Here is a 14,619-nt window from a genome sequence, read left to right as displayed (position 1 = left end):
GTGACCGTCGACGATGATCTGCCACCCGAGGACCCGGCCGCCGCCCTGCGTCTGATCGACGAACAGCGGGCGACCGCCGCCCGCCGGTTCGAACCGGACCCCCGCGCCTACTACTGGCCCTGGGGGCTGGCCTGGCTGATCGGCTTCGGGCTGCACTTCCTGCGCTTCTCGCCGGGCGGTACGGCCCTGATCGACATGCCGTCCTGGCTGCCGCTGACCACCCTGTTCGTGCTGCTTGCAGCCGCCGGTGCCGTGACGGCCGTGGCCGGCGTGCGGGCGTACGGCCAGGTGACCGGAGAGTCCGCCCGGCGCGGCGCCTGGTACGGCTGGTCCTGGGCACTGAGCTTCCTGACCCTCTTCGTGGTCGCCAGCCGACTGTCCGACAGCCTCCCACCGGACCTCACCGGTCTGCTCTGGTCGGCCCTCGCGGTGGGCCTCACCGGCATGCTGCACATGGCTGGCGGCGCGATCTGGCTGGACCGGTCCCTGTTTCTGCTCGGTGTCTGGATCACCGTGCTCAACGTGCTCGGCACGGTTGCCGGCCCCGGCTGGCACGCCCTGGTCGTCTCGGTCGCCGGCGGTGGCGGGATGCTCCTCGCCGGCATGCTCGGTTGGCTACGCCGCAGGGCGCGGCCATGACCGAACTCGATCCGGTCATCCACGCCCAGGCCCGGCTGCGGGTCGTCGCCTCGCTCTCCGCCCTGCCGGAGGGGGACCAGGTGGCCTTCCCCCGGTTGCAGGAGATCCTCGGGATGACCGCCGGCAACCTCTCGGTGCACCTGCGGCGGCTCGAGGAGGCGGGTTACGTCGCCGTCACCAAGACCCACCGCGGACGCACCCCGGTCACCCTCATCGCCCTCACCCGCCGCGGTCGCCTGGCCTTCGAGGAGTACACCGAGGCGATCCGGGCGCTGCTCGCGTCCGCCGATCCGAAGGAGACGACATGATCCTCGCCAGGACCGAGCAGGCCACCCGACGCTACGGTGACGTCCTGGCCCTCGACCGGGTCGACCTGGACGTGCACTCCGGCGAACTGGTCGGCCTGCTCGGGCCGAACGGCGCCGGCAAGAGCACCCTGCTCAATCTGCTCGTCGGGTTGCGCCGCCCCACCGGTGGCCGGGTGCTGCTGTTCGGCGGCGATCCCCGCGACCCGACGCACCGCCGGTCGGTCGGGGTCACTCCACAGGAGACCGGGCTGCCGGGCTCCCTGCGCGTCGGCGAGGTGGTCGACTTCGTCGGCGCGCACTTCCCCGACCCGGTCCCGCGGGCCGAGCTGCTCGACCGGTTCGGCCTGGCGGACCTGGCCCGGCGGCAGACCGGGGGGCTGTCCGGCGGGCAGCGGCGGCGGTTGGCGGTGGCCCTGGCCTTCGTCGGGCGGCCCCGACTGGTGCTGCTCGACGAGCCGACCACGGGTCTCGACGTCGAGGCCCGGCACGCGCTGTGGGAGGCGGTCCGTGCCTTCCACGCCGACGGTGGCACGGTCCTGCTCACCAGTCACTATCTGGAGGAGGTCGAGGCGCTGGCCCAGCGGGTGGTGGTCATCGGGCAGGGCCGGGTGCTCGCCGACGACAGCGTTGCCGCCATCCGCGGGGTGGTCGGCCTGCGACGGGTCAGCCTGACCGTCGACGAGCTGCCGACGATGCCGGCCGTGGTCCGGGTCGAGCGGGAACAGGACCGGGTCCACCTGCTGACCAGCGACGCCGACCAGCTGGTCCGGGATCTGGTCACCGCCGGGGTGGCCTTCCGGGACCTGGAGGTCCGACCCACCTCGCTGGAGGAGGCGTTCCTCACCATCACCGCCGACGGCCGGCCGGCGGGTGCCGGCGTGCCGACCACCGCCTGAGGAGACCACCGTGCAGCACGCCCTTGCCCATGCCCGCTACCAGCTGCTGGAGATCGTCCGCACTCCGGTCGCCGTGTTCGGCAGCGCCTTCTTCCCGGCCGCCGCGATGCTCTTCTTCGTGGTGCCGGCCGTCGGTGACGACGCGGTCGCCGCCACCTACGCCACCGCTGCGATGGTCACCTTCGCCGTGCTCAGCGCGAACATCTTCCAGTACGGCGTCGGCGTCGCCGAGGACCGCGCCCAGCCGTGGGATCCGTACCTGCGGACCCTGCCGGTGGGACCCGCCCCCCGGTTCGCCGGTCGGGTCCTGGCCGGCCTGACGCTTACCTATCTGTCGCTGCTCCCGGTGGTGGCCATCGCGGCGCTGCTGACCGAGGCGCGTACCACGGCGGCGGGGTTCGTCCTCGCGGCCGCCGCCGTCGCGCTGGTGTCCGTCCCCTTCACGCTGATGGGGCTCTCCATCGGGTACGCCCTGCCAAGCAAGGCGGCGATCGTGATCGCCCAGCTGGTGTTCTTCCCGCTCGCCGTGGGCGGTGGCCTGCTCTCCGCCCCCGGGCAGGCACCGGCGTTCATCGAGGCGATCGCGCCGTACCTGCCGACGCGGGGCGCGGTCGAGCTGATGTGGACCGCGGTGGGCGACTTCCGGCCCGACCCGCTCTCGATGATCATGCTCGGCGTGTGGATCGTGGCGTTGGCGGCGCTCGCCGGCTGGGCGTACCGGCGCGACGAGGGACGCCGCTTCTCCTGACCGGCACCGGCGGGAAGCGTCCGGGACGCTCCCCGCCGGTGCGGTGGGGACAGGTCAGGCGGTGAACTTGAAGTAGGCCCGGAACTGGAAACCGTCGTCGAGGGTCAGCACGAACTCACGGCAGGTGCCGGCCCAACTCGGGTCGGTCTTCCACGGGAAGGTGTACTGGCCCCGGGCGTTGGCCGACAGCTTCGACCGGCCCGGCGTGGCCGCCGGGACGGGGACGGGGCGCGGCGTGATCGACCCGTCCGGGTTGACGGTCCGCAACGTGTCGCAGTCGACCAGTCGGGAGTAGGGCGATCCGCTGGCCAGGATGTCCAGGCCACGGTTGGCGGCCAGCTGGAACCGCATCGGCGCGGCGTCTCCGGCCGACACCGTGTTCAGGGCCGGCTGCGCGGAACGGCCGACGAAGTCACCCCGGCAGGAGGGGTGGGTGTCGTACGCCTCGGTGTTGTCGTCCCGGTTGGTGGTGCCCTGCACGGCGCTGTAGCCGAGACCCCGGCGGGCGAAGGAGGCCCACAGGGTGCAGGCGTTCTCCCCGCCGGTGAGGGCCGCGTCGGCGGCGATGATGGCGTTACGGCCGACGACGAAGCCGGGACCGCAGCCCTGCATCTTCAGCCCGTCCATCACCAGCTGCATGGCCAGGTTGTTGCCGCCGCTGCGCCACCCGTCGTACACGTTGGGGTTGAGCCCGTGCCGGTCGATGAGATCCCAGGTCATGTCCCACAGCACCGCGGCCCAGCCGTGACCGATACCGTGCGGCGCGGCCAGCGAGGTGCCGTTCAGCCAGCCACCGGTCTTGATGCTGTCGTAGGTGAACGGCTGGATCTCCATGTTCCGCGAGTACGGCCGGGGCCGCAGGCCGGCGCCGCTGCGGTCGTCCTGATAGAGGATGTACGGCACCAGACCCCGCGAGCCCTCGGCGCTGTCCAGGCGCGGATCGAGCAGCGTGGTGATCGCGAAGTAGTCGCTCCAGCCCTCGCCCATCTGCTCGTTGCCGCTCAGACAGTTGACGGTAGGACCGCCGGTGAGCCGGTTGGAGATGCCGTGACCGTACTCGTGGATGACGATCCCGGCGTCGAGGTCGCCGTCCCGGATGCCCGGGTGGTCCGGGTGCTTGCGCAGTGAACCGGTCACCGCGCCGTCGGCGACGGCGGCCTTGATGGCGGCCCCGTCCTCCTGGGTCACCGCGACCGCCGGGATGGTCACCGGCGCGGAGGTCATCGCACCGGTCAGCACCGGCGCGGCACCGACGGCGTTGTGCGCCACCACCAGCGCCCGGGCGCCGAGGGACTCGGCGACCTGGGTGCGCAGCAGGTAGGTGCAGGCGGTCGTGCCGCCGTCGACCACGGCGATCCAGCCGCCGTCCGGCAGCGTCTCCGGGTAGGCGGCGGCGTCGCAGCCGGTGCCGGCGTACACGAACCGGTGCCCGGGCAGGCCCGCGACGGTGGGCGCCGGGCTGTACCGCGCCCAACTGGCGTCGAAGGAGCCGACACCGTCGAGGACCACCTGGTTCTGGGCGCCGAACTGGTTGCCGGGCCAGAGGTACATCTGCATCCGGGGGGTGCCCACGCCGTCCACCGCCGGGGTGGAGAAGTTGGCGTTGTTCGTGCCGCCACCGTCGGCGGCCTCGGCCCGGACGTAGTCGCCGCCGACACCGCCGCGGCCGTAGTTGTCGGCCTGGAAGTTACCCGACGCCTCGTCGAAGCCGTAGCGGTACGCCACGTCGTGGATGATGTTGTTCCAGTAGAACAGGTTGGCCGTGGCCGCGTCCCGGTAGTTCTGGGCGTGCTGGGCCAGGTCGAGCGGGAAGTCGAAGGTCAGGCCCGCGCCGCCGTCCGGGCTGCTGCCGAAGTCGGCCGCGTTGTTGTTGTCCTGGTCCTGGTAGGCGTGCACGTTGTTGCCCTGGGTGGTGGTGAACTCCGGGCCCGGCACACCGTCGGTGTCGTGCCAGCCGTACGGCGAGGCGAGCCCGTCGGCCGGGTTGGTGACGAGCTGGCGTGGACCGTCGTTCGGGCTCTCGGTCGGGTATCCGTACACCCGGTAGCTCGATCCGTCCTGGACGGGGTCGGGCGAGCCCAGCGTCCTGCCGTGCCCGTGCCCGTGGCCCTGGCCGGGTGCCAGGCTCCGGCCGGAGACGTGCTCCAGCGTCTGGGACAACTCGTGCACGTCCTCGTGGGTGGTCCAGTCGTCGGCGCCCAGCAGGTCGCCGGTCTCCGCGTCGACGGTGGCGTTCCACAGGTGCACATCGGAGACGTCGTCGATGACCAGCTGCCAGGCCAGGCGCAGCCCGTCGCCGGTCGGCTGCCAGCCCAGCTTCGCCGGGATCGGCTGGTCGGAGATCCCGCTGCCGCTGACCACGGTGCGCCGTGCCGGGTCGGCGGTCCGACTCATCACCCGGGGGCTCCTCGGCTCGGCCAGGTCGAGCGCCTCGGCCGCCGCCGCCACGGCGTCGACCGCGTCGAGGTCTGCCGTGCCGGTGCCTGACAGGTCGGACACGAGGGTGTCCCCGACGAAGATGACGCTGCCGTCCTTTGCGATGTTGACCGTGGCGGTGGCGCCGAAGACCTCCAGCTCGCGGTGTCGCTGGGCCAGGTTGACGTGGGTCACCCCGGTGTGGCGGCTGGTGTAGCTGGACGCCACGGTGAGGTCGGCGACGTCGGCCGCGGTCACGCCGTGCGGGACGGCGTTGGCGCGCAGGTACCGGATGGCGATGTCCTCGGGGGAGCCCTCGTTCGGTCCGGTGAGGAAGATCGGGTTGGCCTGGCCGCCCTCTTCGGGGGCGGCGGCGGCCGGTCGTGCGGTCAGTGAGGTCAGGGACGCGACGAGAACTGTGGACAGCAGCAACGCGCCGCTGCGCCGGACGCGGGACGGATGGAGTCGTCGGGGCACTTCTGCTCCTTCGGGGGTTGGAAAGGACAGCATGGAGCGCCGATCCACCGCGGCCGGTGATCAGGACCGGCGCCGGTGGATCACATCGACGCTACGGCGCAGATCATGGCGAGTCATCCCCCTGAGCGCGGTAAATATTTCCATCAGCCGATCTCGTGCGTCCGGGGATCCCGGTGCATCCCGATCGAGTTCGGCGTGGCGGCGCGCGACCGGTCGTAGAGTCTGAGCATGCCGGAGATCGTCGAGCTGCTGGCCTCGCCCACGCACCGCTTCGTCGGCCGACCGACGGACGGGCCGGCGCCCGCCCCGGCCGGTGAACTCGTGCCGGAGATCCAGCTCCGGGCCGAGCTGGGCATCGTGGGAGACCGGTACTTCGCCAAGCCGGCACACCGCCAGGCCAGCGTGACCGTCATCGCGGCGGAGTCGCTACCGCCGACGGCCGGGCTGACGCAGGTCCGGCGCAACATCCTGACCCGTGGCATCGCCGTGGACGAACTGGTCGGGTCGGTCCTGGTCCTCGACTCGGGCCAAGGGCCGGTACGGCTGAGGGTCAACCGGGCGGCGCACCCCTGCGCCTGGATGGATGTGACCATCGGCCCCGGGGCGTGGCGCGACCTGCGGGGACGCGGCGGCGTTCGCTGCGCGCCGCTGACCGACGGCGTGCTCCGGGTCGGCCCCGTCGACGTGACCATCGAGGACACACCGCGGCGGAGCTGAGCCCGGTCACCCCCGAACGGAGTCGTAGTGGATCTTCGCCATACCGGGATCGCCGAGTGTGGCGGCGAGGTCGCCGAGGTGACGGGCGACCGGGCCGAGCGTGAGGACGCCGCTGCCGGCACCGGCCAGTTCGCCGGCTGCGGGCAGCAGCTCGGCGTAGGTCGAGCGGATACGGGCCCGGTCGCCGAGCGCGAGCGCGGCGCGGGCGACGAGGCAACCGCGAGCCTCGCGGAGCAGGTCGTGCGGTGAGTCCGGCACCGCGCTCAGGGCGGCGACGGCCTCGGCGCGGCGACCGGCCGCGAGCAGCAGCAGCGGACGGATCCAGGGTTCGTACGGGCCCCAGTCCACGCCCGCCCAGCGGTCCGAGTCGGCCGGTGTCAGATCACCGCCGGTGGTCAGGCGCAGGGAGAACAGCGCGAGCGGGGCCAGACCCTGTGCCATGCCCGGCAGCTCATCGGCGGGCAGGGCCCGGATCGCCTCCCGGTAGGCGTCCTCCGCCTCGGCGGGTCGCCCCCGGACGGCCAGCCGCAGGGCGGCGTGCCACCTGGTGAAGAGGCCGACCAGGGGTAGCTCGTAACGTCGGGCGAGACGGTCGGCGGCGGCGGCGCGGGCATCGGCCGTGGTCAGGTCCCCGACCGCGCAGGACGCCTGCATGGCGACGAGGTGGCCGAGGACCTCGAAGGTCACCAGACCTCGGGAGCGGGCCACCTCCGCCAGGTCGGCACCGATCCGCGCCCGCTCCGGCGCCAGCCCGCAGCGGTGAAAGGTGTGCAGGTAGCGGGCGTTGAGCGCCAATGCGAGCAATGGCACGTCGCCCGTCTGCCGGGCGATCTCCTCCGCCTCGCGCGCAGCCCGGTCACCTCGGTCGGTGGCGGTGCCGCGCAGTTCCAACGCCAGGGTGGCCAGCAGGTGCCCCCGGCGGGTCCGATCGTTCGGGGGCAGGACGGCCAGTACGGCGTCGACGGCGAGCGCGACCTGCCGGGACAGCGGCTCGTCGTCGTTGCGGGTCCAGATCGCCGGTACGGCGAAGGCGCTGAGCACATCCGCCAGCAGTTCGGGATCACCGAGTCGCCGCGCGGTGGCGATGGCCGTGGCGCGGTGTCGGCGGGCCTGCGCCAGGCGGCCGGTGACGGCGAGGGCACGTCCCAGGCCCATCTGCGCCGCCAACCTGCCGTGCGTGTCACCGTCTGCGGCCCGGTCGTACGCGGTGATCGCCTGCTCCCAGAACCGCACCGCGTCGTGCGGGGCGGCCCGCGCTTCGGCCTGCTCGGCGGCCGACCGTGCGTAGCGGGCCGCACGGCCCGCGGTGGCCCGGGTACCGGCGGCGGCGAAATGGTGGGCGAGGGCGGCGACCTGGTGCGGGTGCAGCCGTTCCAGGGCGTGTGCGGCGGCGGCGTGCCAGCGGGCGCGACGAGGTCCCGGCAGATCGTCGTAGAGGGTGTCGCGGACCAGGATGTGGGTGAAACGCAACTGCCCGTCAGGACCGTGCCCACTCAGAAAGCCGGCCTGTTCGGCCTGGTCGAGGGCGTCCAGGAGGGTCGGCTCCCGTTCGCCGGCCAGCGCCGACAGCACCTCCGGGTCCACGTCGCGGCCGACTACCGCCGCCTGCCGCAGCAGCGTCCGGGTGGGTTCCGGCAGCTGTGCGAGACGATGCCGGATGACGTCCCGCACCCCGGCGGGCACCCGCTCCAGAGCCTGCGGACCCTCGGCGGCCAGCAGCCGGGCCAGCTCGCGGACGAAGAACGGGTTGCCACCGCTGCGGTGGTGGATCGACCTGAGGGTGGCGGCGTCGACGTCGAACCCGACGACCGCCCCGGTCAGTTCGGCGGTGGCCGCCTCGGACAGCCCGGTGAGGTAGACCCGGACCGGTTCCCGGGGTGCGAGCCGGGCCAGCGCCGCCGTCAGCTCGGCACCCACCTGCGAGGTGCGGTACGCCGCGACGATCATGACCGGGCCGGTGGCCGGCTCGGGTTCGGCGAACAGCCCCGTGAGCAGGTCCAGGGTCCCCTCGTCGGCACGATGCAGGTCGTCGAGGATGAGCAGCACCGGGGCGTGCCGGGCCGCCGCGTCGACCAGCGACACAGCCTCGCGCCGCAGCCGGAATCGCAGCGTCTCCGGACTCGGGTCGCCGTCGTCGCCGCTCGGCACCGGTTCGGCGTCGACCTGGGGCGGACGTACAGCCTGCGGTCCCGGCCCGGCCGGCCCGGTCAGCGTCGTGCGGATCTGCGCCCAGGGCCAGGCGGCCGGCGCCCCGTCGTACTCCGGGGCGCGACCCCAGGCGGCCACCCAGCCGTCACCCGACAAACGGTGGGCGAGCGCGTCGAGCAGGGCGGTCTTGCCGGCACCCGCGTCGCCGGAGACCAGGGCGAGGGCCGGCGTCCTGTCGCGGGCCGCGCCGGCGGCGACCCGGACGAGGCGGTTCAGTTCCGGCTCGCGACCGACGAATGGACGCCGCCCCGGCGGCGTACCGCGGTGGCCCGGTGTCGGGTCTTCGGCCCCGGACGACCTGCTCGGCACCGCGGCGGACGAAGCGGGCACCGGTGCCGGTGTCGCGGTGGGCGTGGTCGGGGTGAGGTGCGGCGCCTGGCGGAGGATGTCGGCTTCGAGCTGGCGCAGCCGGGGGCCGGGGTCGACGCCGAGTTCGTCGACCAGGGTGTCGCGGACCCGGCGCAGCGCGGCCAGGGCCTCACCCTGGCGGCCGGCGCGGTACAGCGCGACCACCCACACCCGCCAGATGTCCTCCCGCAACGGATGCGCCTCGGCGTCGGACCGGAGGTCGGCGGCGGCCTCGACATCGCGGCCCAGCGCCATCAGCGCCTCGGCGCGCCGCTGGCCGGCGAGCAGCCGCAGGTCATCGAGGCGGTTGATCTCGCCACGGGCCCAGCCCTCGCTGTCGTACCCGGCGTAGGCGGGGCCCCGCCACAGGGCCAGCGCCTCGTCCAGGCCGGTCAGCGCCGCCTCGGGGCGACCCTCGCCGAGCAGCCGCCCGGACTCGACCACCGCCGCCTCGAACCGCCAGGCGTCGACGGCGTCAGCGGGAAGGCGCAGCGCGTACCCGGGTGGCGCGGTGATCAACAGCCGAGGCGGCCGCCGGGCCGGCCGGTCCGGCTCCAGAGCCCGTCGCAAATCGGCCACGAAGGTGCGAATCGCCGCGACCGAGCCATCCGACGGTGCGTGCCAGAGGTCGGCGAGGAACTGGTCGACGGGGACGACCCGGCCGCGGGCGATCAACAGGCGGGCCAGCACGGCGCGATGCCGGGGGCCCTTCAACCCGACCGGCACGCCGTCGGCCCAGGCGGTCACCGTGCCGAGTACCCCGAAGGACACCGCCGGGGCCGTGTCCTGCCTGGTCATGCGACCACTCTAGGGGGCGATCACGGCGGCGGTACGCGGCCACTCACCGATCACTCATCCGCTGCTGATCCGGCCCGGCGAACCTCGGTGTCGACGACCGGCACCCGCCGATCTGCACACCACATGATCCGGAGGACTCGAATGACCCCGCGCATCAGCGGCTTCGACCAGCAGCGCGTCACCGTCGCCGACGGGGTGGCGCTGCACGCCGCCGTCGGCGGTTCCGGCAGCCCGGTCGTGCTGCTGCACGGCTTCCCGCAGACCCACCTGATGTGGCGGCACGTCGCCGCCGACCTGGCCGCCGACCACACGGTCATCGTTCCGGACCTGCGCGGCTACGGCGACAGCGACAAGCCCGCCGACCCGGACGGCACCGCGTACGCCAAACGGACCATGGCGGCCGACGTGGTCGCGCTCGCCGGAGCGCTCGGTCATGACCGGTTCGCGTTGGCCGGCCACGACCGGGGGGCCCTCGTCGCCATCCGCGCCGGCCTCGACCACCCGGAACGGATCACCCACCTCGCCGTCCTCGACGTGCTGCCCACCCTCGACATGTGGGACGTGCTGCGCGGCGTCGACGCGGCGGTCGGCTTCCACCTGTACCTGATGGCGCAGCCGCCCGGCCTGCCCGAGCGGATGATCGCGGCGAGCGCCGACGCCTTCTTCGGTCACTTCCTGGACGGCTGGATCCGCGACCCGGGGGCGATCCCCGCCGACGTGCGGGCGGCCTACCTCGCGGCCTCCCGCGCGGCGGTGGACTCGATCGTCGCGGACTACCGGGCCAGCGCCGGCATCGACGTCGTCCACGACCGGGCCGACCGGGTGGCCGGCAATCGGCTGCGGATGCCGGTGACCGTGCTCCAGCAGGACTGGGGTGCCGCCCTCGGGTACGACGCCGCCGGGTTGTGGCGGGCGTGGGCACCGGACCTGAGGCACGAGACGGTCACCTGTGGCCACTTCATGGCAGAGGAGGCACCGGCCGACGTGGTCCGAGCGCTGCGCGCGCTGCTGGCCCGGAAGCCTGCCCCGTCGGCGTGACGGCGCGGGCCCGGCCGATGTCACCGGCCGGGCCCGCCATCATCCGGACTACGGGTACGTGGTCAGGTACGCCACCTGGTTGCTGGCGTTGACCGTGTTGCCGGCATTGTTGATCATCCGGTTGATGGTGCCGACCCCGCCGAGGGAGACGGTGACCATGTTGGTGAACCGCACGTTCGGATTGTTCGGCACCTCGAACGAACGCTCGGCGACCACCGACGGGTCGACGTTGAAGTAGGCGTAGCTGCCCAGACCCCACGCCTGGTGGCTGGTCACCGAGTCGGCCACCTTGTACGCGGCGTAGCCCCGGGTCGAGCCGTTCATCCAGGCCGCCTGATTCGGCGGGTCGTACGGCAGTTCGTTCTGGTAGAAGTACGTGCGCCCGCCGTTGCCGTTCCAGATGGTCTGGTACTTCTGGTAGTGCTCGACGAACAGGCCGTACATGGTGACGTTGTCGCCGTTGACGATCAGCCCGGTGTCGGCGGTGTTGACCGTCCAGCCGACGCCGTCGCCGTGGTCGGCCCGCCACAGCCACATGTGGTCACCGATGACGTTGTCGCTGTTGACCACCAGGCTGGTGGCGGCCCGTCCGACGCCCGGCCCACCGATGCGGAAGAAGACGTCGTGCAGCGACGTGGGGTTGGCGGCGTGGCTGGCGGCGGAGCCCGCCGGGCCGACCTCCATCAGCACCGGGGAGCTGACGGTGCCGGCCTCGAACATGATGCCGGCGACCTTGACGCCGTCCACGTCGGCGACCCGCATCGCCACGGTGCCGTTGTCCGCCTGAATGGTGGCCAGTCCGAGGCCGAGGACGACGGTGTTGGCCCGGTTGACCTGGATCGGCTCGGTGACCCGGTGCACGCCCGGGGTGAACAGCAGGTGCCGGCCCTGGGCCAGGGCGGTGTTGATGGTCGCCGCGGAGGTGCCCGGCCGGACCAGGTAGAAGTCGGCCAGCGAGATGGACGAGCCGGCCGGGGTCTTGTTGTACCAGCTGGTGCCGGAGGAGTTGGTGCGCAGCGCCGGCACGAAGACGCGGTACTCACCGGTGCCGTCGATGTAGAGGAAGGGCTTCTCCCGGACCACCGGGGTGGTGGGGACGACCGTGTGCGACGGGTTGGGGAAGTTCGGCGCCGGAGCGCCGGCCACCCCCTGGAACACCATGTTCCACACCGAGCCGGTCCAGCCGTTGCCGAACTCGCTGTTGCGCGAGTACCACTGCTGCTGCGAACCGGAGACCACCAGCCCGTCGATGCGGGTGTCGGCCATCAGCCCGCCGCTGGCCCAGCCGGTGTAGCCGTCCCAGAGCTGGATCTGGTTCTGCGCGCCGCGCAGGTGCATCCGGCGGTACGGCGCTGCCTGCGACACCGCCCACCGCTCGACGACCACCCCGGTGGGCAGGGTCACCGACAGGTTCTCCGCGGCCCGCCAGAAGTTCTGCGTGGCGTTGCCGTTGAACCAGGCCGCCTCGGCGCGGACGTGCCCGTTGAGGTTCACGTCGTCGGGGGACATGCCCAGACCGGCGACCTGGGTGAAGAAGCCGAGGTTGACGTCGGCGGTGTAGCTGCCCGGCTTGAACAGCACGGCGTACCGCTGCGGGCCGAACTGGTTGGTCTCCTGCTGGTTGAAGATGGTGTTCAACCGGCTCTGGATGGTGGCCGTGGGGGTGGAGGGGTCGAACACGTACGTGTTCGGGCCGAAGTTGGGGTTGCGCGGGTCGGTCGGTTCGACCGGGTTGCCCGGTCCGCCGCCGGCCTCACCGAAGACCTGGAACTCCCACAGCGAGTAGCCGTAGCCGGTGGCCCGCTGGGTGCCGTACATCCGCACGTAGCGACCGCTGCCGTTGACGGTCAGGTTCTGGGTTCCGCCGCCGCCGCTGGTGGTGCTGTGAATGGTGGTCCAGGAGCTGCCGTCGTCGGAGGTCTGGATCTGGAACGCTCGGGCGTACGCGGCCTCCCAGATCAGGGTGACCCCGGTGATGGTGGCCCGGGTGCCCAGGTCGACCCGGAGCCACTGCGGGTCGCTGAAGGCGCTGGACCAGCGGGTGCCGGTGTTGCCGTCGACGGCCGCCGAGGCGGGAAAGGCGCCGCCCTCGGTGGAGGAGGCGGTGGCCGGTCTGCCCTGGGAGAGCAGGACCGGCGCGGCCTGGGCGGGGGCAGCACTGACGGCCGGAACCAGCGCGGCCACCAGAGCCACCGCCAGGCCGGCGAGCAGGCACCGGGTGCGCGGTCTGCGGCCTGGCGCGGATCGTACGAGGGAAACGGGTGGTGTCATGACGTCGCCTGTCGTTCGAGGGCTGCTGACGACGGGCGCGACGGGGTTCGGGACGGGCTGGAGCTGCCGCGCGGTGATGCCGCCGGGTTGGCATCGCCGTGGGGGAGCGCTTGCGGAAGAGTGTTGCGGCGACGTTGCGCTGCCGTCAAGACATCGATCCGCATCCACCAGTGCGGTGACCCTCGGCGATGCTAACCCTCCGTGAGCTTCCCGGCCACCTACTACTGTCAGCGGTCCACGCTTTGCTCTGCTTCACTCCACGCAACAGCCGATGAGCAGCACCGACGCGGCGGCGGGTGGCTGCCGTTCGACCTGTCGGCGGCACGGAGGGTAACCGTTGCGTTGGTTGAAGCAGAGCAAAGCGTGCAGGGGGGAGGGGTGGGGGTCGGGTGCTGTCACCGAAGGTGATGGCGGCGGCTGCCCTGGCTGGTGTGGTCGTTGCCGGCTGGTGGGTGTTGCCGGCCGGTAAGGGCGGCGGGGGAGAGGGGGTCAGTGGCGGGTGCCGCCGTTGGCGAGCAGGCGCGCGATGGGGAGGGTGGCGGCGCCGAGCGCGACCGCGTCCACGCCGAGCCGGCCCAGCTCGATGGTGGCCTGCGCGTACGGCGCGCGCAGGGCCTGGCGGCCAGCGGCCTCGCGGACGGCGGGCAGCAGACCGCCCAGCGCCATCGCGGCCCAGCCGCCCAGCACCACCCGCTCGGGGTTGAACAGGTTGATCAGGTTGGCCACCCCGGCACCGAGGTAGCCGGCGGTCTCGTCGAGTACCCGCCGCGCGGTCTCCGACTTCTCCGCCGCGGACACCAGCGCCGCGAGCTGGGACTCCTCGTCCTCGCCGGGCACCGGTCGGCCGCGCCGCGCCTCGCGGTAGCGGTCGATGATCGCCTCGGCCCCGACGTACGCCTCCAGGCAGCCCAGGGCACCGCAGCGGCAGGGCCGGCCGCCGTACACCAGCGTGGTGTGACCCCACTCGCCGGCGCTGCTGGAGGCGCCCCGGTACGTGCGGCCGTTGGTCACCACGGCCGCGCCGACGCCGGAACCCACCAGGGCGAACACGGCGTGCCGGGCACCCCGTCCGGCGCCGAACCACATCTCCGCCTGGCCGAGGGTCTTCGCGCCGTTGTCGAGGTGCAGCGGCAAGTCGGTGCCCTCGGCGATCAGCCGCTCCAGGGGCACCCGGTCCCAGCCCAGGGTCTGCGCGTCCACCACCGCGTGGACGCCCTGCTCGACCACCCCGGAGACGCCGACGCCGACGCCCAACACCTCGGACCGGGTGACCCGCGAGTCGGCCAGCACCCGATCGATGCCGGCGATCACGTGCCCCGCCACCGTCGCCGGCTCGGTGCCGTTGTGCTCCAGCGGGTACTCGACGCTGGCCAGCACGGTCATCGTGAGATCGAACAGTTCGACGCGCACCCGGGTCTCGCCCACGTCCACGCCGACCACGACGGCGTGGCGCGGCACCACCCGCAGCATCATGCTCGGCCGGCCGCCGTCGGACTCGGCGGCGCCGGCCTCCATCACCAGGCCCTCGTCGATCAGGTCGCCGACCACGTTGCTGACCGCCGGCTGGCTGAGCCCGGTGCCGCGGACCAGATCCTGCCGGGTCAGCGGGCCGTCGAGGAAGATTCTGGACAGCAGGGCCGACCGGTTGCGCAACCGGACGCTGCGGTTCGTCGCCCGCGCCAGCTCCACGTGTCACCCCATCCCGTCGGCCGCCCCGGGCGACTGTACGACCCCGTGCTTGACGACCCTCAGCGGA

General features: G+C 72.8%; 10 protein-coding genes. 6 read left to right on the top strand and 4 right to left on the bottom strand.

Going from position 1 to position 14,619, the window contains the following annotated elements:
- The 4 genes from SM447_RS19595 to SM447_RS19580 are packed head-to-tail and all read left to right on the top strand — an operon-like array spanning position 1 to position 2,591.
- Positions 1–639, top strand: a complete 639-nt coding sequence (locus tag SM447_RS19595) for a transporter (protein ID WP_474574281.1) — start codon at positions 1–3, stop codon at positions 637–639.
- Positions 636–947, top strand: coding sequence for a transcriptional regulator (locus SM447_RS19590; protein ID WP_474574280.1), 312 nt, complete (start codon positions 636–638; stop codon positions 945–947). Before SM447_RS19595 ends, SM447_RS19590 begins: the two co-directional genes overlap by 4 nt.
- Positions 944–1,843, top strand: coding sequence for an ABC transporter ATP-binding protein (locus SM447_RS19585; protein ID WP_474574279.1), 900 nt, complete (start codon positions 944–946; stop codon positions 1,841–1,843). Before SM447_RS19590 ends, SM447_RS19585 begins: the two co-directional genes overlap by 4 nt.
- A gap of 10 nt (positions 1,844–1,853) precedes the next feature.
- On the top strand, positions 1,854–2,591 hold the full coding sequence (locus tag SM447_RS19580) for an ABC transporter permease (protein WP_474574278.1): 738 nt from the start codon (positions 1,854–1,856) through the stop codon (positions 2,589–2,591).
- Positions 2,592–2,645: 54 nt separating this feature from the next.
- Here SM447_RS19580 and SM447_RS19575 read toward each other — a convergent pair whose 3' ends face one another.
- A complete protein-coding gene (locus SM447_RS19575) occupies positions 2,646–5,483 on the bottom strand; it encodes a M36 family metallopeptidase (protein WP_474574277.1) in 2,838 nt (945 codons plus the stop codon).
- 228 nt (positions 5,484–5,711) lie between these two features.
- Between SM447_RS19575 and SM447_RS19570 the strand changes: the two genes are divergently transcribed.
- Positions 5,712–6,200, top strand: a complete 489-nt coding sequence (locus SM447_RS19570) for a molybdenum cofactor biosysynthesis protein (RefSeq protein WP_474574276.1) — start codon at positions 5,712–5,714, stop codon at positions 6,198–6,200.
- A 6-nt stretch (positions 6,201–6,206) separates the two neighbouring features.
- On the opposite strand, the gene SM447_RS19565 is transcribed toward SM447_RS19570, so the two are convergent.
- The gene (locus tag SM447_RS19565; RefSeq protein ID WP_474574275.1) at positions 6,207–9,554 is read right to left on the bottom strand and encodes a BTAD domain-containing putative transcriptional regulator; all 3,348 of its coding nucleotides are present in this window, start codon (positions 9,552–9,554) and stop codon (positions 6,207–6,209) included.
- Between the two features lie 141 nt (positions 9,555–9,695).
- On the opposite strand from SM447_RS19565, the gene SM447_RS19560 reads away from it, so the two are divergent.
- Positions 9,696–10,592, top strand: coding sequence for an alpha/beta fold hydrolase (locus tag SM447_RS19560; protein WP_474574274.1), 897 nt, complete (start codon positions 9,696–9,698; stop codon positions 10,590–10,592).
- Positions 10,593–10,640: 48 nt separating this feature from the next.
- Here SM447_RS19560 and SM447_RS19555 read toward each other — a convergent pair whose 3' ends face one another.
- Both SM447_RS19555 and SM447_RS19550 read right to left on the bottom strand, forming a co-directional pair.
- Positions 10,641–12,863: a discoidin domain-containing protein gene (locus tag SM447_RS19555; RefSeq protein ID WP_474574273.1), complete on the bottom strand. Its 2,223-nt coding sequence runs from the start codon at positions 12,861–12,863 to the stop codon at positions 10,641–10,643.
- Between the two features lie 489 nt (positions 12,864–13,352).
- Positions 13,353–14,552 carry an ROK family transcriptional regulator gene (locus tag SM447_RS19550; RefSeq protein WP_474574272.1) on the bottom strand — a complete coding sequence of 400 codons (1,200 nt, stop codon included), beginning with the start codon at positions 14,550–14,552 and terminating at the stop codon, positions 13,353–13,355.
- Between the last annotated feature and the right edge of the window lie 67 nt (positions 14,553–14,619).

This window comes from Micromonospora aridisoli (assembly GCF_056150025.1).
Note: the sequence above shows the minus strand (reverse complement) of the source record. Positions and strands in the feature narration are given on the sequence as shown.

Excerpts from the sequence above, each read along its gene's own strand:
- SM447_RS19590 (WP_474574280.1), top strand. The coding sequence starts at position 636 with ATGACCGAACTCGATCCGGTCATCCACGCCCAGGCCCGGCTGCGGGTC.
- SM447_RS19585 (WP_474574279.1), top strand. The coding sequence starts at position 944 with ATGATCCTCGCCAGGACCGAGCAGGCCACCCGACGCTACGGTGACGTC.
- SM447_RS19570 (WP_474574276.1), top strand. The coding sequence starts at position 5,712 with ATGCCGGAGATCGTCGAGCTGCTGGCCTCGCCCACGCACCGCTTCGTC.
- SM447_RS19565 (WP_474574275.1), bottom strand. The coding sequence starts at position 9,554 with ATGACCAGGCAGGACACGGCCCCGGCGGTGTCCTTCGGGGTACTCGGC.
- SM447_RS19560 (WP_474574274.1), top strand. The coding sequence starts at position 9,696 with ATGACCCCGCGCATCAGCGGCTTCGACCAGCAGCGCGTCACCGTCGCC.
- SM447_RS19555 (WP_474574273.1), bottom strand. The coding sequence starts at position 12,863 with ATGACACCACCCGTTTCCCTCGTACGATCCGCGCCAGGCCGCAGACCG.